The following is a 24,915-nucleotide window of genomic DNA, read 5'->3' on the forward strand; positions in this document are numbered from 1 at the left end:
AAGCCCCCTGTTTCGCACTCCAACATGTCTGACGCTGCTTCCCCCAAAGATTACCGTTCCACGCTGAACCTGCCCGACACCCCCTTCCCGATGCGCGGCGACCTGCCCAAGCGCGAACCGGGCTGGGTGAAGGAATGGAACGACGAAGGCCGCTACCACCGCCTGCGCGACGCCCGCCACGGCGCGCCCAAGTTCATCCTGCACGACGGCCCGCCGTACGCCAACGGCCAGATCCACATGGGCCATGCGGTGAACAAGATCCTGAAGGACATGATCACCAAGGCGCGCCAGCTCGAAGGCTTCGACGCGCTATACGTGCCCGGCTGGGACTGCCACGGCCTGCCGATCGAGAACGCCATCGAAAAGCAGTACGGCCGCAACCTGAGCCGTGACGAGATGCAGGCCAAGAGCCGCGCCTTCGCCACCGAGCAGATCGCCCAGCAGATGGTCGACTTCCAGCGCCTGGGCGTGCTGGGCGAGTGGGACCATCCCTACAAGACGATGGACTTCGCCAACGAAGCCGGCGAGCTGCGCGCGTTCAAGCGCGTGATCGAGCGCGGTTTTGTCTACCGCGGCCTGAAGCCGGTGTACTGGTGCTTCGACTGCGGCTCCTCGCTGGCCGAGTTCGAAATCGAATACGCCGACAAGAAGAGCCAGACCGTCGACGTGGCCTTCAAGGCGCACGAGCGCGAGAAGGTGCTCAAGGCCTTCGGCACCGACCACACGATCCTCGGCGACATCTTCGCCGTGATCTGGACCACCACCGCATGGACCATCCCGGCCAACCAGGCGATCAACCTCAACCCCGACCTCGAGTACTCGCTGGTCGACACCGAGCGCGGCCTGCTGATCCTGGCCAACTCGCTGGTCGAGATGTGCATGACACGCTATGCGCTCGACGGCAAGGTGTTGGCCACGGTCAAGGGCGAGAAGCTCGGCGGCCTCGAATTCGAGCACCCGCTGTACGACGCCGACGCGGGCTACAAGCGCCTGTCGCCCGTGTACCTGGCCGACTACGCCACCGCCACCGACGGCACGGGCCTGGTCCATTCCTCGCCCGCCTACGGTCTGGACGACTTCAACTCCTGCATCGCCCACGGCGTGGCGTACGACGACATCCTGAACCCGGTGCAGGGCAACGGCAGCTACGCGGCCGACTTCCCGCTGTTCGGCGGCCAGAACATCTGGAAGGCCGTGCCGGAAATCATCGCCGCGCTGCGCGATGCCAACCGCCTGCTGACCACCGAGACCATCACGCACAGCTACCCGCACTGCTGGCGCCACAAGACGCCGGTGATCTACCGCGCCGCCGCGCAGTGGTTCATCCGCATGGACGAAGGCGAAGGCGTGTTCACCAAGGACAAGGCGCCCAAGACGCTGCGCCAGACCGCACTCGACGCCATCGAGCAGACCAGCTTCTACCCGGAGAACGGCAAGGCGCGCCTGCACGACATGATCGCCGGCCGTCCCGACTGGTGCATCAGCCGCCAGCGCAGCTGGGGCGTGCCGATCCCGTTCTTCCTGCACAAGGATTCGGGCGAACTGCATCCGCGCACGATGGAAATCATCGACCAGGCCGCCGACATCGTCGAAAAGGGCGGTATCGAGGCCTGGAGCCGCGCCACGGTCGAAGAGATCCTCGGCGCCGAAGACGCACCGCACTACACCAAGAGCACCGACATCCTCGAGGTGTGGTTCGACTCGGGCTCGACCTTCTCCCACGTGCTGCGCGGCACGCACCCCACCGTGCACCACGACACGGGGCCGGAAGCCGACCTGTACCTCGAAGGCCACGACCAGCATCGCGGGTGGTTCCACTCGTCGTTGCTGATCGCCTGCGCGCTGGAAGACCGCGCGCCGTACCGGGGCCTGCTGACGCACGGCTTCACGGTCGATGCCAAGGGCATCAAGATGAGCAAGTCGCTCAAGAACGGCATCGATCCACAGGAAATCAGCAACAAGCTGGGTTCGGAAATCATCCGCCTGTGGGTGGCGGCGAGCGACTACTCGGGCGACATCGCGGGCGACGACAAGATCCTGGCGCGCGTGGTCGATGCATACCGCCGCATCCGCAACACGCTGCGCTTCCTGCTCGCGAACACGAGCGACTTCGACGCTGGCAAAGATGCGGTGCCGCTCGACCAGCTGTTCGAGATCGACCGCTATGCGCTGTCGCGCGCTGCGCAGTTCCAGGCCGAGATCCTCGCGCACTACAAGGTGTACGAGTTCCACCCGGTGGTGGCAAAGCTGCAGATCTACTGCTCGGAAGACCTGGGCGGCTTCTACCTCGACATCCTGAAGGACCGGCTCTACACGACGGCCCCGGGTTCGCTGGCACGCCGCAGTGCGCAAACGGCGCTGTGGCACATCTCGCAAGCCATGCTGCGCTGGATGGCACCGTTCCTGAGCTTCACGGCCGAGGAAGCCTGGAAGTTCGTGAGCACCGGCAAGCCGGGCGAATCGATCTTCGCGCAGACCTACAGCCAGTTCGCCGCGCCCGACGAAGCACTGCTGGCCAAGTGGAGCCGCATCCGCGAGATCCGCGACGCGGTGAACAAGGACATCGAAGCGGTGCGCGCCGAAGGCAAGGTCGGCTCGTCGCTGCAGGCCAATCTGCAGCTGACGGCGCCTGCCGACGACTTCGCGCTGCTGGGCTCGCTGGGCGACGACCTGAAGTTCGTCTTCATCACCTCGGCCATCGCGCTGGCCGCCGGTGAAGCGCTGTCGACGGTGGTAACGCCAAGCGCCGCGCAGAAGTGCGAGCGCTGCTGGCACTACCGCGACGACGTGGGCCACGATGCGGCACACCCGACGATCTGCGGGCGCTGCACGAGCAACCTGTTCGGCGCCGGCGAATCGCGGAGCGTTGCCTGATGGCCGCCACCCGCTCCATGTCTTCTGCATCGCGTTCGCGCGGCGGCAGCATCTGGCCGTGGCTCGGGCTGGCGGTGATCATCGTGATCATCGACCAGTTCACCAAGACGCTGATCCTGGGCTACTACAAGCTCGGCGACGCGACCTACGTGACGAGCTTCTTCAACGTCGTGCGCGCGCACAACACGGGAGCGGCTTTTTCATTCCTCGCGGATCACTCGGGGTGGCAGCGCTGGCTGTTCACGATCATCGGCGTGGCGGCCGCGGTGTTCATCGTGTGGATGCTGAAGTCGCACGCAGGGCAGAAGCTGTTCTCGTTCGCCATGGCCTGCATCCTGGGCGGGGCCATCGGGAACGTGGTCGACCGGATGATGCACGGCTATGTCGTCGACTTTCTGAGCTTTCATGCGGGAAACTGGTACTTCCCGGCTTTCAATGCTGCGGACAGTGCGATCACGCTCGGGGCTATCTGCTTGATCCTGGATGAGATCCGACGGGTTCGCCGGGGCAAGTAAGTTTTCTCAGGGGCCCGATGGGCCCCTTCTTCTTTGGGGCGGTCCATCTTCGCAAAGCCCCGAGGGTTTCTCCCGCCTTCTTGCGATGTCATAACAAAGTCATACTGCTGCGGTTCAATGTAATCGATTACATGAACACCGCACGATGAGCATTCAAGCCGTTGCAGCCAAAGCCGGGGTCTCCGTGGCCACCGTCTCGCGCGCCTTCAACTTTCCCGGCAAGGTGACGCCCGCCACGCGCGAGTTGGTGGAGCGCGTAGCGCGCGAACTCAATTACGTGCCGAACGCCAGCGCGCGCACCTTGCGCACCCAGCGCAGCCGCGTGCTCGGCGTGGTGCTGCCCACGCTCCTGAACCCGACCTTCGCCGAATGCCTGCAGGGCATCGCGCGCGCGGCCGTCGCGGGTGGCTACGCGATCATTCCCGTCACTACGGGCTACAAGCTCGACGAAGAAGAGCGCGCCGTGCGTCTACTGCTCGCCGGCAATGTCGACGGGCTGATCCTCGTGGTGTCGAACCCTTCCACCTCGGCCGCCCTGCCCCGTCTCCAGTCAGCCGGCGTGCCCTATGTGCTCGCCTACAACCGGCACCCGGACCACCCTTGCGTGTCGGTCGACAGCGAAGGCGCGGTTGCCGACGCGGTCACGCGCCTCGTGCTGCTGGGCCACCGCCGCATCGCCATGGTCAGCGGCACGCTCGCCGCGTCGGACCGCGCGCAGCAGCGCTACCGCGGCTACCTGAAGGGCATGGCCGAGGCCGGGCTCGCCGCGCCCGCACTCATCGAAGTGCCCTTCGTCGAAACAGCTGTCGATGCACTCTCCAGCCAGCTGCAGGCGCGCAACCGCCCCACCGCGCTGATCTGCTCCAACGACCTGCTGGCCATTCGCAGCATCCGCGCCGCGCACCTCAGCGGCCTGTCGGTGCCTGGCGACCTCAGCGTCGTCGGCTTCGACGGCATCGCACTCGGTGAAGACCTCACGCCCGCGCTCACCACCATCACCCAACCCAACAGCGACATCGGCCGCCACAGCGTCGAGTTGCTGATCCAGGCCATGGCCGGCGGCGCCACGCTGCAGGCCGATGCAAGCCTGCTGCTTCCCCATGCCTTCCGAGACGGCGAGTCGTGCGCTTCAGTGCACGAAGACGACAACAACGCCGCGATTTCCTGACCCCGACCCTTCTCTCGTTCTTTGCCTACATCCATCCAAGGAGCTTCTTCATCATGTCCCTTCGCTTCCACCGCATGGCCCGCCTCGGCCTGCTCGCCGCCACGCTCATCGCCGGCAGCGCCATGGCGCAGACCGCCATTTGCTACAACTGCCCGACCGAATGGGCTGACTGGGGCACGCAGCTGAAGGCCATCAAGGCCAAGACCGGCGTCACCGTGCCGCCGGACAACAAGAACTCGGGCCAGTCGCTCGCTCAGATGGCGGCCGAGAAGGCCAGCCCCGTGGCCGACGTCACTTACCTCGGCGTGACCTTCGCGGTGCAGGCGGCCAAGGACGGCCTGGTCGAGCCCTACAAGCCGGCCGCATGGAAAGACATTCCCGACGGCCTGAAGGACCCGGCCGGCAACTGGTTCACCATCCACTCGGGCACGCTCGGCTTCATGGTCAACGTCGATGCGCTCAAGGGCAAGCCGATTCCGAAGTCGTGGGCCGACCTGCTCAAGCCCGAGTACAAGGGCCTGATCGGCTACCTCGACCCCGCCTCGGCCTTCGTCGGCTATGTCGGCGCGGTCGCGGTGAACGAAGCGCGCGGCGGCACGCTCGACAACTTCAAGCCGGCCATCGACTACTTCAAGGCACTGCAGAAGAACGAGCCCATCGTGCCGAAGCAGACCTCGTACGCGCGCGTGCTGTCGGGCGAAATCGCGATCCTGCTCGACTACGACTTCAACGCCTACCGCGCCAAGTACAAGGACAAGGCCAACGTCGCCTTCGTGATCCCGAGCGAAGGCACGCTGGCAGTGCCCTACGTGATGAGCCTGGTCGCCAAGGCCCCGCACGCGGCCGACGCGAAGAAGGTGCTCGACTTCACGCTGTCCGACGAAGGCCAGGCGATCTGGGCCAAGGCCTACCTGCGGCCGGTGCGCGCCAATGCGATGCCCAAGGACATCGAGGCGCAGTTCCTGCCCGCGAGCGAATACGCCCGCGCCAAGAGCGTGGACTACGGCCGCATGGCCGCAGCGCAGCGCGCCTTCTCCGACGAGTACCTGAAGGAAGTCCGCTGAGCGGACGCCACAAGCGATGACGCAAGCCACCATCTCCAACGCTTCTTCCAACGCCTGGAACCCGCGCTGGCGCCTGCTGGCCTGCGTCGCGCCCGCGGCCGCCTTCTTCGCGGCCTTCTGGCTGCTGCCGGTGGTGCGCCTGCTCACGCTGCCGGCCGACAAAGGCTGGGCCACCTACTTCGCCGTGCTGACCGACGCGCGTTACCTCACGAGCATGGCCAACACGGTCGCGCTCTCTGTGGCCGTGACGCTGGCCACGCTGGTACTGGGCGCGGCGGTGGGCATCTACCTCGCACGCCATGCCTTCATCGGCAAGCGCGTGCTGCTGTCGCTGCTCACGCTGCCGCTGTCGTTTCCGGGCGTGATCATCGGCTTCTTCGTGATCCTGCTGGGCGGGCGGCAAGGCGTGGTGGCCGACATCGGCGACAGTCTGTTCGGCGAGCGCATCACCTTCGCCTACGGCCTGCTCGGGCTGTTCCTGGCGTACCTTTATTTCTCGCTGCCGCGCGCCATTGCCACCTATGCAGCGGCGGCCGAGTCGATGAACACGCAGCTCGAAGAAGCGGCGCGTTCGCTCGGTGCCTCGCGGCTGCGCGTGGCGCGCGACGTGTGGATGCCCGAACTCGCGCCCACCACGCTGGCCTGCGGCGCCATCCTGTTCGCCACCTCGATGGGCGCCTTCGGCACGGCCTTCACGCTGGCCAGCAAGTTCGAGGTGATCCCGATCACCATCTACAACGAGTTCACCAACTACGCCAACTTCGCGCTCGCCGCGTCGCTGTCGATCTCGCTGGGCATCGTGACCTGGCTGGTGCTGTTCGTGGCGCGTCGCTTCGGCGCGAATCCCGTCGCACGCTGAGGCCTACGCACATGCGCAAGAACACACAACCGAAGGCCCCTTTCCTGCTCGCCGTCACGGTGATCGTGAGCCTTTTCATGATCGCGCCGATGCTGCTGTCGGTCATGGCGGGCCTCGTCAACAACTACAGCACCGGGCTGAAGAGCGGCCTCACCCTGCGCTGGCTCGGCGAGGTGTGGGAGAACTACGGCGGCACCGTCGGCTGGTCGCTCGCGCTGGCCGTGGCCTGCGTCGTCGGCACTGTGCTGCTGGGCGTGCCCTGCGCCTATGCGCTGGCGCGCAGCCGCTCGCGCGCCGCGCGCATCTTCGAAGAACTGCTGACGCTGCCAGTCGCGGTGCCTGGCCTTGCGACGGCGCTGGCGTTGATCCTCGCCTATGGCCAGCTCACTGCCTTTCGCCAGAGCTTCGCCTTCATCCTCGTCGGCCACATGATCTTCACGCTGCCCTTCATGGTGCGCACGGTGAGTTCGGCCTTCCAGCGCGACGACCTGCTCGCGCTCGAAGAGGCCGCGCGCTCGCTGGGTGCGAACTTCCGCCAGCGCTTCATGGGCATCCTGGTGCCGGCCGTGTTCCCGGCCATCGTGGCCGGCAGCCTGATGGTGTTCACGCTGTCCGTGGGCGAATTCAACCTCACGTGGATGCTGCACACCCCGCTCACCCGCACGCTGCCCGTGGGCCTGGCCGACAGCTATGCCTCGATGCGCATCGAGATCGGATCGGCCTACACGCTGGTCTTCTTCGCCGTCATTCTTCCGGTGCTGTGGGGCCTGCAGTACCTTGCCAACCTGATGCAGAAACGCCATGGAACTTGAACGTATCCCCGTCGACATTACGAACTGCGCAAAGACCTACGCAGACGGCACGCGCGGCCTGCAGCCCACCGACCTGAAGGTCGAGGCTGGCGAGGTGCTCGCGCTGCTGGGCCCTTCGGGCTGCGGCAAGACCACGCTGCTGCGGCTGATCGCGGGGCTGGAAGCACCCGACGCGGGCAGCCGCATCGTGTTCGGCGGGCAAGACGTCACGCTGCGCCCGGTCGAGCACCGCGGCGTGGGCATGGTGTTCCAGAGCTACGCGCTCTTTCCGCAGATGACGGTGGCGGCCAACATCGGCTACGGCCTGCGCATTCGCGGCGTCTCGCCCGATGAGGAAAAGCGCAGCGTCGGCGAGCTGGTCGACCTGGTGCGTCTCGGCGGCCTGGAGAACAAGCGCCCCGGCGAACTCTCCGGCGGCCAGCGCCAGCGCGTGGCGCTGGCGCGCGCGGTGGCCGTGCGCCCGCGCGTGCTGCTGCTCGACGAGCCGCTGGCCGCGCTCGACGCCAAGCTCAAGGAATCGCTGCGCGACGAGCTGGCCGAGCTGCTGCGCCGCCTGCACATCACGGCCATCCACGTCACGCACGATCAGCAGGAGGCGCTGGCCATCGCCGACCGGCTCGCGGTGATGCGCGCCGGCCGCATCGTGCAGGTGGGTCGCGGTGAAGACCTCTACCGCGCGCCCGCGCATCCTTTCGTTGCCGAATTCCTGGGCCGGGTCAATCGCCTGGAGCGCGAGGCCGATGCCATCGCGCAAGGCGTTGTCCGACTCGGAGGGTCAACCGTGCCCTGCCCGGGCGCGTGGCAAGGCCATGCGATGCTGCTCGTGCGGCCTGAAGACATCGAGGTCAGCGCGCCGCAGCCCGACTGGGGCGCCGCCACCGTCGAGCGCCGCACCTTCCTCGGCGACCGCGTGCAGTTGCACCTGCGACTGCGAGACCAGCCCGTGCTGGTGGCCGACGTGGGGCGCGACAATCCCTTCGGGCCGGGCGACGCAGTGGGTCTTCGCATCCACCCCGACCGGCTGATGACGTCGCAGGAAACAAGCGCATGACGACAACTCAGAACAAGAACACCTTCCTGGTTCAGCTGACCGACCTGCACATCCGCGAGCCGGGCAGGCTGGCCTATGGCCGCATCGACACGGCGCCGTACCTCGAACGCGCCGTGCAATCGGTGCTGGCCCTGCGCCAGCAGCCCGACGCGGTGGTCGTCACCGGTGACCTGACCGATTTCGGCCGCGCCGCCGAGTACGAGCACCTCGCCCGCCTGCTCGCCCCGCTGACCATGCCGGTCTACCTCATGCCCGGCAACCACGACGACCGCGACCAGCTGCGCCGCAGCTTCCCTAGCCATACCTACATGGGCACGGGCACCGATACCGACGGCTTCATCCAGTACTCAGTGCGCGTCGGCGACTTGCGGCTGCTCACGCTCGACACCTGCGTGCCCGGCGCCAGCCACGGCTCGCTGTGTGAGAAGCGGCTGGCCTGGCTCGAAGCGCAGCTCGACGCCTGCCGCGACGAGCCCGTCGTGGTCGCCATGCACCATCCGCCCTTCGAAACGCTGATCGGCCACATGGACGAGATCGGCCTGCTTCAAGGCGCCGATGCGCTGGAAGCCCTGCTCTCGCGCTACGGCAACGTCGAACGCGTGATCTGCGGCCACCTGCACCGTGCCATCGACGTGCGCTTCGGCGGCACTATCGCCTCCACCTCGCCGGCGCAGGCTCATCAGGTCTGCCTCGACCTGGCCCCGGACGCTGACTCGGCCTGGACGCTGGAGCCGCCTTCTTTCCGGGTGCACGCGTGGTCAGCGCGAGGACGCCGGCTCGTCACCCACCTCGCGGCATCAGGCAGCTTCGAAGGCCCCTATCCTTTCCACGACAACGGAGCCCTGATCGACTGAAGCGCTCACTTGTGGAAAATGGGGTCGAAACGAAGCAAAACGAAAAGGATAGAACCCGACCCCCATGAAGCATCTCCTGAATCTGCTGGCGGCCGTAGCCCTGCTGGTATGGGGCACGCACCTGGTCCGCACCGGCGTGCTGCGTGTGTTCGGCGCCAACCTGCGCAAGATCCTCGTGCAGAGCATGCGCAACCGTTTCACGGCCGCCCTCTCGGGCATCGGCGTGACGGCCCTGGTGCAGTCGAGCACCGCCACCTCGCTCATGACCTCGTCCTTCGTCGGGCAGGGCCTGGTCACGCTGCCGGCGGCGCTGGCGGTGATGCGGGGCGCAGACGTGGGCACTGCGCTGATCTCGGTGCTGTTCTCGGCAGACCTGTCGTGGCTTTCGCCAATGTTCATCTTCGTGGGCGTGGTGCTGTTCATCACGCGCTCGGCCACTGTGGCGGGGCGCGTCGGCCGGGTGCTGATCGGGCTCGGGCTGATGCTGCTGGCGCTGCAGCTGGTGGTGGAGGCGACCGAGCCGCTGTTCTCCTCGCCGGCAGTGCGCGCGCTGCTCGCATCGATCAGCAGCGACGTGCTGCTTGAAATCACCATCGGCTCGGTGCTGGCCATCGTGGCCTATTCGAGCCTCGCGGTGGTGCTGCTGGTCGCGGCCATGGCCACGTCGAACGTGGTGCCGCTGGACGTGGCGCTCGGCCTGGTGCTCGGTGCCAACCTGGGCAGCGGCCTGCTCGCGGTGCTGACCACGGCCAAGTCGGCGGTGTCGGTGCGGCAGGTGACTGTCGGCAACCTGCTCTTCAAGGCGCTGGGCGTGGCCGTCGTCGCGCCCTTCATCGGGCTGTGGATCCGTTATGTGCAACCGCAGCTGCCCAACCAGACGCACGGCGTGGTGTTGTTCCACCTGGCGTTCAACATCGTGATCAGCGTGGGGTTCATCGGCCTCACGCAGTGGGTCGCCAAGCTGGTAACGCGCATGCTGCCGGTGCCGCAGCAGCCGGCCGGCACCTCACGGCCGCATCACCTCGATCCGTCGGCGCTGTCGACACCGTCGCTCGCCATTTCGAATGCCGCGCGCGAGGCGCTGCACCAGGCCGACATCGTCGAGACCATGCTGATCGGCACGCTCGACGTGATCCGACACAACGATCTGAAGCTGGCGCAGGAGCTGAGGCAGCTCGACGACACGGTGGACGAGCTCTACTCGGCCATCAAGTACTACATGACCCGCATCTCGCGCGAGGCGCTGGGCGAAGAGGAAAGCCGGCGCTGGACCGACATCATCAGCTTCACGATCAACATGGAGCAGATCGGCGACATCATCGAGCGCGTGATCATCGATGTGGAAGACAAGAAGATCAAACCTCAGCGCAATTTCTCTGAAGCGGGCATGGCGGAAATCGTCGAGCTGCATGGGCGGCTGGTGGCCAACCTGCGGCTGAGCATGAGCGTGTTCCTGAACGGCAACGTGCGCGATGCGCAGAAGCTGCTCGAAGAGAAGGTGCGCTTCCGGAACCTGGAGCGGGCCTACGCCACGACCCACCTGGACCGGTTGTCGGACCGGACCACGCTGAGCATCGAAACCAGCTCGCTGCACATTGACCTGATCAGCGACCTGAAGCGGATCAACTCGCACATCTGCTCGATTGCCTATCCGATCCTGGAGTCGGCCGGAGCGCTGGCGCCCAGCCGGCTGAGGGAATCCCGGCTGGGAAAGATCGAGGGCTGACCGACTAGTCGGCCTGCTCGGCCGTCTTCAGCACGGAAGCCTTGCGCCCCCGCCGCGCATACCGCTGCGCCAGCACGGCGCAGACCATCAGCTGCATCTGATGGAACAGCATCAGCGGCAACACGATCGCGCCCACAGCGTGCGAAGCGAACAGCACCTTCGCCATCGGTATCCCGCTGGCCAGGCTCTTCTTGGAGCCGCAGAACACGATGGTGATCTCGTCCTCGGTATCGAAGCCCAGCTTGCGCGCCAGCAGCGTCGTAAGGCTCAGCGCCAGCCCCAGTACCACCGCGCACACCACCAGCAGCCCGACCAGCGCATGCGCGGGCACCTGCTTCCACAGGCCTTCGATCACGGCCGCGCTGAATGCCGTGTAGACGACCAGCAGGATCGAGCCCTGGTCCACGAATTTCAGCACCGCGGCGCGGCGCTGGATCCACTTGCCGATCAACGGCCGCAGCAGGTGCCCCACTACGAAGGGCACCATCAGCTGAAGCAGGATGCGTCCGATCGAGTCCAGCGACGAGCTTGCATGGCCGCCGTTCGGCAGCACCACGAGGTTGACCAGCACTGGCGTGATGAACACACCCAGCAGCGTGGAGGCCGATGCGCTGCAGATGGCGGCGGGCATGTTGCCCCGAGCCATCGCCGTGAATGCGATAGCCGACTGCACGGTGGCGGGCAGCACGCACAGGTAGAGCACGCCGGTGTAGAACTCGGGCGTCACCAGCGGCAGGAGCAAAGGCTTGAGCGCCAGCCCGAGCATCGGAAACAGCACGAAGGTGCTGCCGAACACCAGCAAGTGCAGCCGCCAGTGCGTGAGCCCGTTCACGATCGCCTCGCGCGACAGCTTGGCTCCATGCAGGAAGAACAGCAGGCCGATGGCGGCAGTCGTCAGCAACTCGAAGAAATGTGCAGCCTTGCCGCTTGCGGGCAGCAGGCTGGCAAAGGTCACGACCGAGAGGAGCGCGAAGGTGAAGTTGTCGGGAAGAAAACGGGGGCGGGACATGTTGCAACTTGGGGCGCTGCGCGCGTTGCAGGCGCGCAGGCCGACTCAGCAGGGGAATGTGTGATTTCCGCGCATGAATCTCGTCGCCAATTTGCGGAGCCCGGCGCGTGCTCCTCGCGCCTTTGGAGATGCATTTTCGGCGAAGTCCGGCATTGGCTGCCGGTCGGCGAAAAATGCCCCTGCCTCAGTGTGCGGCGGGCGAACTGAACTGCGCCTGACGATGGCGCAGGCAATAGTCGATCAGGTCGTCGATTTCGGTGGCCTTGTCGAACACGGCATCGGCGCCGAGGTGTGCGCACTTGCGCCGCATATCGGGCGTGGCGTAGTTACTCAGCACCACCATCTTCTGCGACGGGCCTCGGTGGCGGCACGCCTCGAGCACGCGAAAGCCGGTGCCGTCCTTCAGGAACAGGTCGACGATGGCCAGGTCCCATTGCGACAGGTTGTCCGACAGCCAGCGCGAGCCTTCCTCCTCCGACTCGGCCTCGCCGACCGGATCGACCCGCGCCACCTCGCGCAACGTACCCACAAGGCTCTTACGGATGGTGGGGTTGTCTTCAACGATGAAGGTGCGAACTGTGGTCATGGGCTGGCTCGTCTCTACGCTGTGTTCACAGGCTACAAAGTGCACCCGGCACAAGTCGAAGGCATGACACCCCACCGCCGGTAGGACAAGACTGGCGCCCTGTCCCACTGGAGCCATTCAGAGCGTCAGGATCGTGCAGCCCGTGGTCTTGCGCGCTTCCAGGTCGCGGTGCGCCTGCTGCACGTCGGCCAATGCATAGCGCTGGTCGATCGGGATCTTCACCGCGCCGCTTCGCACCACCGCGAACAGGTCGTCGGCCATCGCCTGCGTGCTTTCGCGCGTGGCCATGTGGGTGAACAGCGTCGGCCGCGTCACATAGAGCGAGCCCTTGGACGCCAGCAAGCCGAGGTTGACCGGTGGCACCGGACCCGAGCCATTGCCGAAGATGGCAAGCAGGCCGAAGGGGCGCAGGCAGTCGATCGAGCCTTCGAAGGTGTCCTTGCCCACCGAGTCGTACACCACCTTCACGCCCTTGCCGCCGGTAATTTCCTTCACGCGGGCCGCGAAGTTCTCGGTGCTGTAGTTGATGGCGTGCGCCGCGCCGTGCGCCAGCGCGAGCTTGCACTTGGCGTCGCTGCCGGCCGTGCCGATCAGCTGCAGGCCCAGCGCCTTGGCCCACTGGCAGGCGATCAGGCCCACCCCGCCGGCCGCAGCATGGAACAGGATGAAGTCGCCGGCCTGCAGGCCTTCGGCCGGCAGTGTCTTCTTCAGCAGGTACTGGGTGGTCAGGCCCTTGAGCATCATGGCCGCGCCGGTCTCGAAGGAGATGTCGTCGGGCAGCTTGCACACGCACTTGGCCGGCATCACGCGCAGTTCGCAGTAGGCGCCCGGGGGCGGGCTGGCATAGGCGGCGCGGTCACCGGGCTTCAGGTGCGTCACGCCCTCGCCCACCGCTTCGACGATGCCCGAGGCTTCCATGCCCAACTGCAGCGGCATCGCGAACGGGTAGAGCCCGCTGCGCTGGTAGGTGTCGATGAAATTCAGGCCCACGGCCTTGTGGCGGATGCGGATCTCGCCGGGGCCGGGCTCGCCGACTTCCACGTCGACGATCTTCAGTTCTTCGGGGCCGCCATGGCGGTCGATACGGACGGCTTTGCTCATCATCGTTGCAGTCTCCACACACAGGAAAAGAAGAAGGATGGGCATCCTGCCACGTCTGGGTTTCCCGTGGCGGCGCGGGGCATCATTGCCCGGTAGAGTCGGCGGCCATGCAGACACAGCCGCAGCGCCTCGCTCCCCTCACCGTTCTCCTGCTCATCGTTCCGCCGCTGCTCTGGGCCAGCAATGCCGTGGTCGGCCGGCTGGTGCGCGACATGGTGTCGCCGCTCACGCTGAACTTCGTGCGCTGGGTCATCGCGTTCGTGCTCCTGCTGCCGCTGGCCGCGCCGGTGCTGCGCCGCAACAGCCCGCTGTGGGAGCACTGGAAACGCTATGCGGTGCTCGGGCTGCTGGGCATCGGCCTGTACAACGCGTTCCAGTACCTGGCGCTGCAAACCTCCACGCCCATCAACGTGACGCTGGTCGGCTCCAGCCTGCCGCTGTGGATGCTCGCGACAGGGGCGTTGTTCTTCGGCGCTCGCATCAGTGCCCGCGAGATCGGCGGCGCGCTGCTGTCGATGGTGGGCGTGCTGCTGGTGCTCAGCCGCGGCGAATGGCAGCAACTGCTTGGGCTGCGGCTGGTGCCGGGCGACCTCTACATGATTTTGGGCACCATCGCCTGGGCCTTCTACAGCTGGCTGCTTGCGCGCACGCACGAGCCCAAGGCCGTGCGGCAGGACTGGGCCGCGTTCCTGATGTCGCAGCTGGTGTTCGGCGTCGCATGGTCGGGCGCACTGGCCGCCGGCGAGTGGACGCTGACACCCGCCCACATCGACCTGGGCTGGCCACTCATCGCCGCGATGCTGTTCATCGGCATCGGGCCCGCGGTGGTGGCGTATCGCTGCTGGGGCACGGGCGTGCAACGCGCGGGCCCGCAGGCGGCAAGCATCTTCATGAACCTCACGCCGCTGTTCGCGGCGGTGCTGTCAGCAGCCTTCCTGCGGGAGCCGCCGCATTGGTATCACGGCGCGGCGTTCCTGTTGATCGTGGGCGGAATCGTGGTGGCGTCTCGGCGCTGAAAACACCGGGCCTCGCGCAGCCTGGGGGCGAGCTCAGTAAGTTCCCGGGTAGGCCCCGCCGTCGGCCAGCACGTTCTGGCCGGTCATGTAGCCGGCCTGCATGCTGCACAGAAACGCGCAGATGGCGCCGAACTCCGCCGGCGTGCCGAAGCGCTTCGCAGGAATGTTCTTCTTGCGGGCTTCCCACACAGTGTCGAAGTCCTGGCCCGACTTCTGCGCGGCGCCGGCCATCGTGCCTTTGAGGCGATCGGTGTCGAAGGAGCCCGGCAGCAGGTTGTTGATGGTCACGCCCTGCGCCGCGATGGGCGTGCGCGCCACGCCGGCCACGAAGCCGGTGAGGCCGCTGCGCGCACCATTCGACAGGCCCAGGATGTCGATGGGCGACTTCACCGAGCTCGACGTGATGTTCACGATGCGGCCGAATCCGCGCTTGGCCATGCCGTCGACCGTGGCCTTGATCAGCTCGATCGGCGTGAGCATGTTGGCATCGACCGCCTTGATCCACGCCTCGCGGTCCCAGTTGCGGAAGTCGCCGGGCGGCGGGCCGCCTGCGTTGGTGACGACGATGTCGAAGTCATGGCCCAGCGCGAACACTGCGGCGCGGCCGGCTTCGGTCGTGATGTCGGCGGCCACATGTTTGACGAACGGGCCCGATGCACCGGCCGCCTCGTTCAGCTTCTTCGCAGCCGCTTCCAGTGCCTCGGCGCCGCGCGCCACGATCACCACGTTGACGCCCTCGCGCACCAGCGCCTCGGCGCAGCCGTAGCCCAGCCCCTTGCTCGCGCCGCACACCAGCGCGGTCTTGCCTGCAATACCCAGATCCATGTTGTTGCTCCTGTGAGTCAGTCAGTACGGCAAGGGGCTTCAGCGCCCCTTGCGTGTGAAAACGAAAATGCCCGCAATGACGAGCACAGTGCCGGCCGCGATCCACGGCGTGAACGGCTCGCCCAGTATGACCACCCCCATGAGGATGGTCGACAGCGGCCCGATCATGCCGGTTTGCGCGGCCACGGCGGGGCCGATGCGTTCGATGGCCATCATCACCATCAGCACGGGCACCGCCGTGCAAAGCGTGGCGTTGAGCACCGACAGCCAGATCACCTCGGGCGCCACCTGCATCGCCACGCTCATCGGTCGCGTCAGCACGAACTGCAGGATGCACAGCACGCAAGCCACGGTGGTGGCCAGTCCCACGAGCCGCAGCGACCCCAGGCGCTTGACGAACTCGCCGCTGTAGACGAGATAGCCCGCATAGCTCACCGCGCTCAGGAACACCAGGAACGCGCCCCACGCCGCCGCCCCGCCGCCCTTGCCGCCGCCCCCGGTCCACAGTTCGTGGCCGAACACCAGCAGCACGCCGGCATAGCTCACGATCATGCCCAGCACCTGCGGGCGCGTGGCGCGCCGCCGGTACATCAGCCAGCCGAACAGCAGCACCAGCGTGGGGTTGAGATACAGGATCAGCCGCTCGAAGCTGGCCGAGATGTACGCGAGCCCCGCAAAGTCGAGAAAGCTCGCGAGGTAGTAGCCCGAGAAGCCGAGCCCGATCACGCCGATCCAGTCGCGGCCCGTCAGCGCAGGCTTGCCGCGCCCCGCCCACCATGCCATCACGGCAAAGAGCGGCAGCGCGAACAGCATGCGCAGCATGATGAGCGTGATGGCGTCCACGCCGTAGCGGTACGCCAGCTTGACGATGATGGCCTTGCCGCTGAACGCGATGGCGCCCAGCGTGGCAAGGATCAGACCGGACGCATAGCCTTTTCTTGCGCCGTCGTGAGTGGGGATGCCGAGCGATGCGGCTGTCTTGTTCATCCCCCGATCATCGCGGCAACTTCAAACCCTTGCTTTTGCTCAGTACCCCGCAGCCACGCCGTCGCGGCGCGGATCGCTGGCGGCCACATAGCCCTCCACCGATGGCTCGCCCGCGCGCCAGATGAACTGGCCGGCGCCGAAGTCCTGGTACGAGTCGTTGATCACTTCCAGGTGATGGCCCAGGTCGCGCAGGCCCTGCACCGTGGCCGGGTTCATCGCGGCCTCCACGTTGATCTCGAGCCCCGCGTTGAAGCGCCAACGCGGCGCGTCGCAGGCGGCCTGCGGGTTCTGCTTGTAGTCGAGCATGCGAACCAGCGTCTGCATGTGGCCCTGCGGCTGCATGTTGCCGCCCATCACGCCGAAGCTCATCACCGGCTGGCCGTCCTTGGTGAGGAAGGCCGGAATGATGGTGTGGAACGGGCGCTTGCCCGGGGCCACCACGTTCGGGCTCTCGGCCTTCAGGCTGAAGCCGTGGCCGCGGTTCTGCAGGCTGATGCCGAATTCGGGCTCCACGCAGCCCGAGCCGAAGCCCATGTAGTTGCTCTGGATGAAACTCACCATCATGCCGCTCTCGTCGGCAGCCGTGAGGTAGATGGTGCCGCCCTTCACGGGGTTGCCGGCCTTGAAGTCCTGTGCGCGCTGAGCGTCGATGAGGCGGGCGCGCGAGGCGAGGTACGCATCGTCGAGCATCTGCTCGGTCGTGACTTCCATCGTCTTGCGTTCCGACACGTAGCGGTACACGTCGGCAAAGGCCAGCTTCATCGCTTCGATCTGCAGATGCTGCGATTGCACCGAGTCGACCGGCAGCGAGGCGATGTCGAATTTTTCGAGAATGCCGAGCGCGATCAGCGCGGCAATGCCTTGGCCGTTAGGCGGAATCTCATGCAGCGTGTGGCCGCGGTAGTCGCGCGAGATCGGCTTGACCCACTCGGGCTGGTAGGCCGCGAGGTCAGCCACCGTGAGCGCACCGCCCTGCTCGGCCGAGAACTTCGCCAGCGCCTCGGCGATTTCGCCGTTGTAGTAGGCCTCGCCCTTGGTGCGGGCAATGGCCTTGAGCGCACGCGCGGCGGCCGTGAAACGGAACAGCTCGCCCACCTCGGGCGCACGGCCCCACGGCAGGAAGGTCTGCGCAAAGCCCGGCTGCGAACCCAGCAACGGCGTGGCCGCGGCCCACTTGCCCTGCACCACCGGCGGCACCAGATAGCCGCGCTCGGCGATGTCGATGGCCGGCGCCAGCAGGTCGGCGAACGGCAGCTTGCCGAAGCGCTCGCTCATGGCAACCCAGCCACGCACAGCGCCCGGCACCGTGACCGAATCGATGCCGCGCATCGGTGGTGTGGTGGCGTCAGCGCCGTACTTGGACTTGAAGTACTCCGGCGTCCAGGCCTTGGGCGCGGGGCCCGAGGCGTTGAGGCCGTGCAGTTCCTTGCCGTCCCACAGGATGCAGAAGGCGTCGCTGCCCAGGCCGTTGCTCACTGGCTCGACCAGCGTCATCACGGCGGCAGTGGCAATGGCCGCATCGACCGCGTTGCCGCCCTGCTGCAGGATGCGCAACCCGGCCTGCGAGGCCAGCGGATGCGAGGTCGACACCACGTTGCGCGCGAAGATCGGGATGCGGGTCGAGAGGTAGGGGTTGTTGAAATCGAAGTTCATTTCGGCGTGCTCTTCTTTCTCTGCTTCATTCGTTGGTGATCTTGCGGTCGACGACGATCTTCTTCCACTTGGCGGCGTCGGCAGCGACCATCTTCGCGAACTGATCGGGCGTACCCGGCGTCGCGGTTTCGATGCCCAGGCGGGCGAGCTTCTCTTTCACTTCAGGATCGGCCAGCGCCTCGTTGGCCGCCTTGTTGATCTTCGCGACGATGTCCGCCGGCAGGTTCTTCGGGCCATAGAAGCCGAACCACGTGTTCGACTCGTAGCCCGGCAGCGTGTCGGCAATGGGCGGCAGTTCGGGCGCCAGCGGGCTGCGCTTGAGCGAGGTAACGCCCAATGCACGCAGGCGGCCGTCACGCACGTGCGGCATGCCGGTGGGCAGCGAGTCGAACAGCACGTCGATCTTGCCGCTGATGAGGTCGGGAATGGCCAGCGCCGTGCCCTTGTAGGGAATGTGCGTGACGAACACGCCGGCCTGCGCCTTGAACAGCTCGGCCGTGAGCTGCACGATGGTGCCGTTGCCGCTCGATGCGTAGTTGAGCTTGCCGGGGTTCCTCTTCGCGTAGTCGATCCACTCGCGCACTGTCTTGGCGGGCGAATTGACCGGCACCAGCATGATGCTGGCCGCGTCGCCCACGTGCGCGATGGGCGTGAAGTCGCGCACCGTGTCGTAGGGCAGCTTGCTGACGGCGGGGCCGATCGAGTGCGTGCTGGTGGTGGCCAGCAGGATCGTGTAGCCGTCGGCCGGGGCCTTGGCAGCCTGGTCGGAACCGATGGCCCCGCCAGCGCCGGGCTTGTTGTCGACCACCAGCGTGGTGCCGAGCTTCTCGCTCATCTTCTGTCCCAGCGTGCGGGCGAAGAGATCGGTGGCGCCGGCCGCCGGGAACGGCACGATCAGTCGGATCGGCTTGTTCGGGTAGCCCTGGGCCAGGCTGGCGGACGAGGCGGCCATGCCGAGCGCAACGGCGAGCACCTGGAGGAACTGGAGGCGTTTCATGTACGGAATTCTGTGCCTGTGAACGAAAAAAGGATGCTATGCAGCGGCAGCGCATCAAGCCAGATAATTCTGCTTATTCAACTATCAAAGCTGTTTATGGCAAGGAACACCGCTGAAGAGATCTCGCTGCAGCAGTTGCGGGCGCTGACGGCGGTGGCCGAAACAGGCAGCTTCACACTGGCGGCCGAGGCCCTGCAGCTCACGCAGCCGGCCATCAGCCATCTGGTCAAGCGCCTGGAAGAAGAGCTGGCGCAGCCGCTGGTGGTGCGCGGCCGCCGCATCCGCATGACCAATGCGGGCCAGATGATGGTCGACACGGCCGTGCGTGCACTGCGCCTCATCGATGAATCCGTCGACGCCTGCCGCTCGCAATCGCAGTTGCGCGAAGGCCGCATCGTGCTGGCGGTGGGCCATCTGACCGCCGGCGCCCTGCTGCCGCCGTTGCTCGGCCGCTTTTCGCAGAAGCACCCTACGCTCGCGACCACACTGCTCGACAGCACGGCAGATCAGATGATCTCGCGCATCCTCTCGCAGGAGGCCGACCTGGGCTTCGGCTCGGACATCGGCCAGAAGCATTCGGAGCTGGCAACGGAGCCGCTGTTCTCCGACCGCATGGCCCTCTTCGTGCGGGACGACCATCCGCTGGCGCAGCACGCCGTGGTCGAGGCCCGGCACCTTGAAGCGCTGCCCTTCATCCACGTCAACCCCGACGCCAATGTGTGGCGTGCCGTGAGCCGCCAACTGTCGAGCGTGGCCAATGTGTACCCGCGCGTGGTGCATCACGTGTCGATGCTGTCGACGGCCTTCGGCCTCATCCAGGCTGGCGCGGGAGTGGCGCTGCTGCCGCGCTATGTGGAAGTGCTGATGCCGGCCAACCTCCGCGCGCTGGGCGTGGTGCGGCCCACGCTGGAATATCCGGTGGTTGCCATTCGGCTGGCCAAGCATCCGCTCAATCCGGCTGCCATGGCTTTTCTGGCGATGGCTCGGCAGCATATGAAGCCGCCCCGAACGCGCACCTAGAGAGTCGTCGCATAAACGAAAAACGGCGCCCGAAGGCGCCGTCTTGAAGGGAGCAGAACGCCGTCAGTCTTCGACGAAGGCCTCTTCGCGCTTCGACTTCACAGCCGGCAGCAGCACGATGATCAGCAGCAATGCAGCCGCAGCCAGCAGGCTCGCCGAGATCGGACGCGTCACGAACACGCTCCAGTCGCCACGCGACAGCAGCAGCGAGCGGCGCAGGTTCTCCTCCATCATCGGCCCGAGGATGAAGCCCAGCAGTAGCGGCGCAGGCTCGCAACCCAGCTTGAAGAAGGTGTAGCCCACCAGACCGAAGATGCCCACCATCCAGATGTCGAAGGTGTTGTTGTTGGTCGAGTACACGCCGATCGCGCAGAACAGCACGATCGCCGGGAACAGGTACTTGTACGGCACCGACAACAGCTTGATCCACATGCCGATCAGCGGCAGGTTCAGGATGATCAGCATCGCGTTGCCGATCCACATCGAGGCGATCAGGCCCCAGAACAGCTCGGGGTTGCTGGTCATGACCTGCGGGCCGGGCTGGATGTTGTGGATCGTCATGGCGCCCACCATCAGCGCCATCACCGCGTTGGGCGGAATACCCAGCGTCAGCAGCGGGATGAAGGAAGTTTGCGCACCGGCGTTGTTGGCCGACTCGGGAGCCGCCACGCCGCGGATGTTGCCCTTGCCGAAGGGCACTTCGCCCGGCTTCAGCTTGGTCTTCTTCTCGATCGTGTAGGCCGCGAAGGCTGCCAGCAGCGCGCCGCCGCCAGGCAAGATGCCAAGAGCCGCACCCAGTGCCGTGCCGCGAAGCACCGCGGGAACCATGCGCTTGAAGTCTTCCTTGGTCGGGAACAGGCCCGAGACCTTGGCAGTGAACACTTCACGCTCGTCATCGGGGCGCGAGAGGTTGGCAATGATTTCGCCGTAACCGAACACGCCCATGGCGATGGCCACGAAGCCGATGCCGTCGGTGAGCTCCGGAATGTCGAAGCTGTAGCGAGCGACACCCGAGTTCACGTCTGTGCCGACCAGACCCATCAGCAGGCCCAGCACGATCATCGCGATGGCCTTGAGCAGCGAGCCCGAGGCCAGCACCACGGCGCCGATCAGGCCCAGGATCATCAGCGAGAAGTATTCGGCCGGACCGAACTTGAAGGCCAGCTCGGTCAGCGGCGGCGCGAAGGCGGCCAGGATCAGCGTGCCCACGCAACCGGCGAAGAACGAGCCCAGGCCGGCCGCAGCGAGCGCCGGACCCGCACGGCCCTTGCGCGCCATCTGGTAGCCGTCGATCACGGTCACCACCGACGATGATTCGCCCGGCAGGTTGACCAGAATCGCGGTGGTGGAGCCGCCGTACTGTGCGCCGTAGTAGATGCCGGCCAGCATGATCAGCGCCGACACGGGCGGCAACGCGTACGTGGCCGGCAGCAGCATCGCGATGGTCGCGACCGGGCCGATGCCCGGAAGCACGCCGATCAGCGTGCCCAGAATGCAGCCGACGAGGCAGTACAGCAGGTTGGTGAAGGTAAAGGCAACGCCAAAACCCATCGAGAGGTGTTCAACCAATTCCATGATGTGAGCAGCTTTCTTCTCAGCCGGTGATGAAGGTCGGCCAGACCTGGATCTGGAGCTTCAGCGCCCAGATGAACGCGACATAGCTGCCGACGGCCAGCACAGTGGCCAGGACGAGCACGCTGGGCAACTTGAACTCATGGCCCGCAAGGCTGGAGATGATCACCAGCGCGTAGATGGCGATGATCATGCCCATGGCCGGCACGCCGATGCTCGGCAGGCCGCCGAGCAGGATGCCGAATGCGAGGTTGGCGCCCAGGATGAACACCACCTGCTTCCAGGCCCACTTGCCGATCTTTTCGCCGTCGGTGGTTTCAACGGTGAGCCCGCTGAACATGATCCCGAGGCCGATGAGGGCCATCAGGATGCCGAGCATCAACGGGAAATAACCCGGACCCATGCGGGCCCCGGTGCCCACGGTGTAGGTGGTGGCGCCCCATGCGAACGCCACACCCACCACCGTGAACATCAGACCCGAGAAAAAGTCTTTCTGACTCTTGATCTTCACGAACAGTCTCCTCGAACAAATTTCGATGCGGGATTGTCGAGTCAGCTTCCGGTCAGACTGATGTGGATTCCACTAACCAAAGGCCTAGGGATAACCCGAAAGGTCTCAGCGGCCTCTCGGATGTTGAACTGCCGGATTATTCCAGCGGCGGCGTGGCGCTCAGCACCTCTTCGATGGTCGTCACGCCTTCGGCCACGCGCAGCGCGCCGGCCAGCCGCAGCGGCCGCATGCCGTCGATCACGGCCTGCCTGCGCAGCCCGCCCAGGTTGGGCTCCTTCGTGACCTGCGCCTTGAACGCCTCGCTGATGCTCAGCAGTTCGTACAGCCCCATGCGGCCCATGTACCCGGTCATGCGGCAATCGACACAACCCACCGGCTTGTAAGCGCGCACCGAGCCCGTGATCTGCCACGGCTTGACGATGGTCTCCAGCTTCTCGCGGGTGACGGTGTCGTCGGGCTGCTTGCAGTTGGGGCACAGCGTGCGCACCAGCCGCTGCGCGAGCACGCCCAGCATCACCGCGTTGATGAGGTACGAAGGCACGCCCAGCTCCATCATCCGCGTGATGGCGCTCGGCGCGTCGTTGGTGTGCAGCGTGCTGAAAACCAGGTGGCCGGTGAGCGCGGCCTGCACCGCCATCTCGGCAGTGGCGAGGTCGCGGATTTCGCCGACCATGATGATGTCCGGGTCCTGCCGCATCAGCGCGCGCAGGCCTTCGGTAAACCCGAAGTCCAGCTGCGGCTGCACCTGCGTCTGGTTGAACGAGGGCTCGATCATTTCGATCGGGTCTTCCACCGTGCTCACGTTGACCTCTTCGGTCGCCACGCGCTTGAGCGTGGAATACAGCGTGGTGGTCTTGCCCGAGCCCGTGGGCCCGGTCACCAGGATGATGCCGTTGGGCCGCGTGACCAGCTGTTCCCAGCGCTGCGCGTCGTGCTGCGCGAAGCCCAGCGCGTCGAGGTCTTTCACCGCGGTGTCGGGGTCGAAGATCCGCATCACCATCTTCTCGCCGAAGGCGGTCGGCAGGGTCGACAGGCGCATTTCGACTTCGTCGCCGCGCATGTTGCGGGTCTTGATGCGGCCGTCGAGCGGGCGGCGCTTTTCCACCACGTCCATGCGGCCCAGCAGCTTGATGCGCGCGACCATCGCGTTCATCACGCCCATCGGCATCTGGTAGGCCGGATGCAGGATGCCGTCGATACGGAAGCGGATCACGCCCTGCTCGCGGCGCGGCTCCAGGTGGATGTCGCTCGCGCGCTGGTCGAAGGCGTACTGCCACAGCCAGTCGACCACCTGCACCACGCTCTGGTCGTTGGCGTCGAGCTGCTTGTTGCTCTTGCCGAGCTCCACCAGCTGCTCGAAGCTCGCGCCGCCGGTGTTGCCGCCGGCCTTCTGCGCGGCGCGCACCGACTTCGCCAGCGCGAAGAACTCGGCCGTGTAGCGTTGGATGTCAGCCGGGTTGGCGACCACGCGGCGCACCGAGCGGCGCGCCTGGCGCTCGACCTCGGCGATCCAGTCGGTGAGGAAGGGCTCGGCCGTGGCCACCACCACCTCGTTGGGCAGCACCTGCACCGGCAGCACCTTGTGGCGCTCAGCATAGGCGGCGCTCATGGTGTCGGCCACCTTGCCCACGTCGACCTTGAGCGGGTCGATGCGCAGGTACGTGAGCCCGGCGCGGCCCGCGAGCCATTGCGTAAGCATTTCGAGGTCTAGCGGCTTGTTGTCGCTCTCTCGCGTCATGGCCACGTTGGCCAGCCGCACCAGCGGTGCCTGCCGGCTTTCGGCCTGCGCGCAACGCGCGATGGTGCGCTTGGCTTCGACCGGGGAAATCACGCCATCGGCGGCGAGCCATTCAATAAGGCGCCGAAGGTCGAGCGGGCCTTCGTGGCGGGCGGCCAGGGGGGCGGGAGCAGAAACAGCGGGAACAGCGCTCATGGGCCGGCAGGTCGAGTGATTGAAATATTCAGAGGCTTGAAGACACGCAACCATTTCGGCGCGGGCAAGCCCCAGCGAGTCTGGATCGTTTGGGCGCGCTCGGCAAGCGCATCGCGCTTTGGACGGCTCGGGGTGCGCTGCGCGAGCACCACCGTGTTGCCTTCGCGCGTCGGCTTGAAGGCCCAGACGGCATCGGCGCCGAATGCGCCTGCAATCTTTTCGAGGCTGCGCTCGTAGCTCGACGAGCGGCCGAAGAGGTTGACCGTCATGCAGCCGTCTTCGGTGAGCAGCGCGCGGCAGTCGGCGTAGAACTCTTCGCTGTCGAGCACGGGCGCGGCGGCCTCGTGGTCGTACAGGTCGACCTGCAAGGCATCGACAGTGCCGTGCCATTCGGGCTTGCGGATCTCGGCTGCGGCGTCGGCGATCACCACGCGCAGCTTCGGGTCGTCGGGCGGCAGCTTGAACCAGCCGCGGCAGGCCGACACGACCTGCGGATTGAGCTCGATCGCGGTGGTGCGCATGCGCAGGATCTTGCGGCTGAACTTGGTGAGCGTGGCCGCACCCAGGCCGAGCTGCATCGCATGGCGGGTGGCCACGGTCTTGCCGTCGGCAAAGAGCAGCCAAGCCATCATGCGTTGCACGTATTCGAGTTCGATCTCGAAAGGCGCGTCGAGCTTCATCGAACCCTGGACCCATTCGGTGCCCAGGTGCAGGTAGCGGATGTCGCCCCAGTCGGAGAAATTGACTTCGGGGAGAGAAATAGAAGTTTTGCTCGATGCCAT

The 24,915-nt window shown here is 66.1% G+C and carries 22 protein-coding genes; 11 read left to right on the top strand and 11 right to left on the bottom strand.

The features are described 5' to 3' along the window. The first annotated feature begins 24 nt into the window (after positions 1–24). The 9 genes from ileS to NWF24_RS24805 all read left to right on the top strand — a co-directional run bounded on the left by ileS (position 25) and on the right by NWF24_RS24805 (position 10,923). Positions 25–2,874 carry an isoleucine--tRNA ligase gene (gene ileS, locus NWF24_RS24765; RefSeq protein WP_258350855.1) on the top strand — a complete coding sequence of 950 codons (2,850 nt, stop codon included), beginning with the start codon at positions 25–27 and terminating at the stop codon, positions 2,872–2,874. Next, on the top strand, positions 2,874–3,389 hold the full coding sequence (lspA, locus tag NWF24_RS24770; protein ID WP_093048934.1) for a signal peptidase II: 516 nt from the start codon (positions 2,874–2,876) through the stop codon (positions 3,387–3,389). Before ileS ends, lspA begins: the two co-directional genes overlap by 1 nt. A 145-nt stretch (positions 3,390–3,534) precedes the next feature. Then, positions 3,535–4,557 carry a LacI family DNA-binding transcriptional regulator gene (locus NWF24_RS24775; protein WP_258350856.1) on the top strand — a complete coding sequence of 341 codons (1,023 nt, stop codon included), beginning with the start codon at positions 3,535–3,537 and terminating at the stop codon, positions 4,555–4,557. Positions 4,558–4,610: 53 nt separating this feature from the next. Next, positions 4,611–5,621: an ABC transporter substrate-binding protein gene (locus tag NWF24_RS24780; RefSeq protein ID WP_258350857.1), complete on the top strand. Its 1,011-nt coding sequence runs from the start codon at positions 4,611–4,613 to the stop codon at positions 5,619–5,621. Positions 5,622–5,637: 16 nt separating this feature from the next. Continuing rightward, entirely contained in the window at positions 5,638–6,480 is an 843-nt protein-coding gene (locus NWF24_RS24785; protein ID WP_258350858.1) for an ABC transporter permease, read from the top strand. Between the two features lie 11 nt (positions 6,481–6,491). Then, positions 6,492–7,292 carry an ABC transporter permease gene (locus NWF24_RS24790; protein ID WP_258350859.1) on the top strand — a complete coding sequence of 267 codons (801 nt, stop codon included), beginning with the start codon at positions 6,492–6,494 and terminating at the stop codon, positions 7,290–7,292. Continuing rightward, on the top strand, positions 7,282–8,343 hold the full coding sequence (locus tag NWF24_RS24795) for an ABC transporter ATP-binding protein (RefSeq protein ID WP_258350860.1): 1,062 nt from the start codon (positions 7,282–7,284) through the stop codon (positions 8,341–8,343). The genes NWF24_RS24790 and NWF24_RS24795 overlap by 11 nt, the downstream gene beginning before the upstream one ends. After that, positions 8,340–9,197, top strand: coding sequence for a phosphodiesterase (locus tag NWF24_RS24800; RefSeq protein WP_258350861.1), 858 nt, complete (start codon positions 8,340–8,342; stop codon positions 9,195–9,197). Before NWF24_RS24795 ends, NWF24_RS24800 begins: the two co-directional genes overlap by 4 nt. Before the next feature lie 64 nt (positions 9,198–9,261). Then, positions 9,262–10,923 carry a Na/Pi cotransporter family protein gene (locus tag NWF24_RS24805; RefSeq protein WP_258350862.1) on the top strand — a complete coding sequence of 554 codons (1,662 nt, stop codon included), beginning with the start codon at positions 9,262–9,264 and terminating at the stop codon, positions 10,921–10,923. Positions 10,924–10,927: 4 nt separating this feature from the next. On the opposite strand, the gene NWF24_RS24810 is transcribed toward NWF24_RS24805, so the two are convergent. The 3 genes from NWF24_RS24810 to NWF24_RS24820 all read right to left on the bottom strand — a co-directional run bounded on the left by NWF24_RS24810 (position 10,928) and on the right by NWF24_RS24820 (position 13,619). Next, a complete protein-coding gene (locus tag NWF24_RS24810) occupies positions 10,928–11,932 on the bottom strand; it encodes a bile acid:sodium symporter family protein (protein ID WP_258350863.1) in 1,005 nt (334 codons plus the stop codon). 184 nt (positions 11,933–12,116) lie between these two features. Then, positions 12,117–12,518 carry a response regulator gene (locus tag NWF24_RS24815; protein ID WP_258350864.1) on the bottom strand — a complete coding sequence of 134 codons (402 nt, stop codon included), beginning with the start codon at positions 12,516–12,518 and terminating at the stop codon, positions 12,117–12,119. A 117-nt stretch (positions 12,519–12,635) separates the two neighbouring features. Continuing rightward, on the bottom strand, positions 12,636–13,619 hold the full coding sequence (locus NWF24_RS24820; RefSeq protein WP_093050337.1) for a quinone oxidoreductase family protein: 984 nt from the start codon (positions 13,617–13,619) through the stop codon (positions 12,636–12,638). 107 nt (positions 13,620–13,726) lie between these two features. Here NWF24_RS24820 and NWF24_RS24825 point away from each other — a divergent pair, with 107 nt between their 5' ends. After that, the gene (locus NWF24_RS24825; protein WP_258350865.1) at positions 13,727–14,635 is read left to right on the top strand and encodes a DMT family transporter; all 909 of its coding nucleotides are present in this window, start codon (positions 13,727–13,729) and stop codon (positions 14,633–14,635) included. Positions 14,636–14,668: 33 nt separating this feature from the next. Here the strand turns inward: NWF24_RS24825 and NWF24_RS24830 are convergent, their stop codons facing one another. From NWF24_RS24830 to NWF24_RS24845, 4 genes are read right to left on the bottom strand one after another with little or no spacing between them, the layout of a single operon-like run. After that, on the bottom strand, positions 14,669–15,460 hold the full coding sequence (locus NWF24_RS24830; RefSeq protein WP_258350866.1) for an SDR family oxidoreductase: 792 nt from the start codon (positions 15,458–15,460) through the stop codon (positions 14,669–14,671). A 39-nt stretch (positions 15,461–15,499) separates the two neighbouring features. Next, positions 15,500–16,447, bottom strand: a complete 948-nt coding sequence (locus NWF24_RS24835; RefSeq protein ID WP_258350867.1) for a DMT family transporter — start codon at positions 16,445–16,447, stop codon at positions 15,500–15,502. 39 nt (positions 16,448–16,486) lie between these two features. Next, complete coding sequence (locus NWF24_RS24840) at positions 16,487–18,100, bottom strand: gamma-glutamyltransferase family protein (RefSeq protein ID WP_258350868.1); 1,614 nt, start codon at positions 18,098–18,100, stop codon at positions 16,487–16,489. 25 nt (positions 18,101–18,125) lie between these two features. Beyond that, a complete protein-coding gene (locus NWF24_RS24845) occupies positions 18,126–19,097 on the bottom strand; it encodes a Bug family tripartite tricarboxylate transporter substrate binding protein (protein WP_258350869.1) in 972 nt (323 codons plus the stop codon). A 96-nt stretch (positions 19,098–19,193) separates the two neighbouring features. Here NWF24_RS24845 and NWF24_RS24850 point away from each other — a divergent pair, with 96 nt between their 5' ends. Further along, positions 19,194–20,117, top strand: a complete 924-nt coding sequence (locus NWF24_RS24850; protein WP_258350870.1) for a LysR family transcriptional regulator — start codon at positions 19,194–19,196, stop codon at positions 20,115–20,117. A 63-nt stretch (positions 20,118–20,180) separates the two neighbouring features. Here NWF24_RS24850 and NWF24_RS24855 read toward each other — a convergent pair whose 3' ends face one another. The 4 genes from NWF24_RS24855 to NWF24_RS24870 form a co-directional block, all read right to left on the bottom strand. Continuing rightward, the gene (locus tag NWF24_RS24855; protein ID WP_093048886.1) at positions 20,181–21,692 is read right to left on the bottom strand and encodes a tripartite tricarboxylate transporter permease; all 1,512 of its coding nucleotides are present in this window, start codon (positions 21,690–21,692) and stop codon (positions 20,181–20,183) included. Positions 21,693–21,711: 19 nt separating this feature from the next. Continuing rightward, the gene (locus NWF24_RS24860; RefSeq protein ID WP_093048883.1) at positions 21,712–22,200 is read right to left on the bottom strand and encodes a tripartite tricarboxylate transporter TctB family protein; all 489 of its coding nucleotides are present in this window, start codon (positions 22,198–22,200) and stop codon (positions 21,712–21,714) included. 136 nt (positions 22,201–22,336) lie between these two features. After that, on the bottom strand, positions 22,337–24,133 hold the full coding sequence (locus tag NWF24_RS24865; protein ID WP_093048880.1) for a GspE/PulE family protein: 1,797 nt from the start codon (positions 24,131–24,133) through the stop codon (positions 22,337–22,339). Beyond that, positions 24,130–24,915 (bottom strand): spermidine synthase, encoded by a 786-nt coding sequence (locus tag NWF24_RS24870; RefSeq protein ID WP_258350871.1) that lies wholly within the window; start codon positions 24,913–24,915, stop codon positions 24,130–24,132. The genes NWF24_RS24865 and NWF24_RS24870 overlap by 4 nt, the downstream gene beginning before the upstream one ends.

This window comes from Variovorax paradoxus, from assembly GCF_024734665.1.
Lineage (GTDB): Bacteria > Pseudomonadota > Gammaproteobacteria > Burkholderiales > Burkholderiaceae_C > Variovorax.

What these genes read in the sequence shown, in the direction of transcription:
- ileS (WP_258350855.1), top strand. Translation starts at nt 25, where the DNA reads ATGTCTGACGCTGCTTCCCCCAAAGATTACCGTTCCACGCTGAACCTG.
- lspA (WP_093048934.1), top strand. Translation starts at nt 2,874, where the DNA reads ATGGCCGCCACCCGCTCCATGTCTTCTGCATCGCGTTCGCGCGGCGGC.
- NWF24_RS24775 (WP_258350856.1), top strand. Translation starts at nt 3,535, where the DNA reads ATGAGCATTCAAGCCGTTGCAGCCAAAGCCGGGGTCTCCGTGGCCACC.
- NWF24_RS24780 (WP_258350857.1), top strand. Translation starts at nt 4,611, where the DNA reads ATGTCCCTTCGCTTCCACCGCATGGCCCGCCTCGGCCTGCTCGCCGCC.
- NWF24_RS24785 (WP_258350858.1), top strand. Translation starts at nt 5,638, where the DNA reads ATGACGCAAGCCACCATCTCCAACGCTTCTTCCAACGCCTGGAACCCG.
- NWF24_RS24790 (WP_258350859.1), top strand. Translation starts at nt 6,492, where the DNA reads ATGCGCAAGAACACACAACCGAAGGCCCCTTTCCTGCTCGCCGTCACG.
- NWF24_RS24795 (WP_258350860.1), top strand. Translation starts at nt 7,282, where the DNA reads ATGGAACTTGAACGTATCCCCGTCGACATTACGAACTGCGCAAAGACC.
- NWF24_RS24800 (WP_258350861.1), top strand. Translation starts at nt 8,340, where the DNA reads ATGACGACAACTCAGAACAAGAACACCTTCCTGGTTCAGCTGACCGAC.
- NWF24_RS24805 (WP_258350862.1), top strand. Translation starts at nt 9,262, where the DNA reads ATGAAGCATCTCCTGAATCTGCTGGCGGCCGTAGCCCTGCTGGTATGG.
- NWF24_RS24810 (WP_258350863.1), bottom strand. Translation starts at nt 11,932, where the DNA reads ATGTCCCGCCCCCGTTTTCTTCCCGACAACTTCACCTTCGCGCTCCTC.
- NWF24_RS24815 (WP_258350864.1), bottom strand. Translation starts at nt 12,518, where the DNA reads ATGACCACAGTTCGCACCTTCATCGTTGAAGACAACCCCACCATCCGT.
- NWF24_RS24820 (WP_093050337.1), bottom strand. Translation starts at nt 13,619, where the DNA reads ATGAGCAAAGCCGTCCGTATCGACCGCCATGGCGGCCCCGAAGAACTG.
- NWF24_RS24825 (WP_258350865.1), top strand. Translation starts at nt 13,727, where the DNA reads ATGCAGACACAGCCGCAGCGCCTCGCTCCCCTCACCGTTCTCCTGCTC.
- NWF24_RS24830 (WP_258350866.1), bottom strand. Translation starts at nt 15,460, where the DNA reads ATGGATCTGGGTATTGCAGGCAAGACCGCGCTGGTGTGCGGCGCGAGC.
- NWF24_RS24835 (WP_258350867.1), bottom strand. Translation starts at nt 16,447, where the DNA reads ATGAACAAGACAGCCGCATCGCTCGGCATCCCCACTCACGACGGCGCA.
- NWF24_RS24840 (WP_258350868.1), bottom strand. Translation starts at nt 18,100, where the DNA reads ATGAACTTCGATTTCAACAACCCCTACCTCTCGACCCGCATCCCGATC.
- NWF24_RS24845 (WP_258350869.1), bottom strand. Translation starts at nt 19,097, where the DNA reads ATGAAACGCCTCCAGTTCCTCCAGGTGCTCGCCGTTGCGCTCGGCATG.
- NWF24_RS24850 (WP_258350870.1), top strand. Translation starts at nt 19,194, where the DNA reads ATGGCAAGGAACACCGCTGAAGAGATCTCGCTGCAGCAGTTGCGGGCG.
- NWF24_RS24855 (WP_093048886.1), bottom strand. Translation starts at nt 21,692, where the DNA reads ATGGAATTGGTTGAACACCTCTCGATGGGTTTTGGCGTTGCCTTTACC.
- NWF24_RS24865 (WP_093048880.1), bottom strand. Translation starts at nt 24,133, where the DNA reads ATGAGCGCTGTTCCCGCTGTTTCTGCTCCCGCCCCCCTGGCCGCCCGC.
- NWF24_RS24870 (WP_258350871.1), bottom strand. Translation starts at nt 24,915, where the DNA reads ATGGCATCGAGCAAAACTTCTATTTCTCTCCCCGAAGTCAATTTCTCC.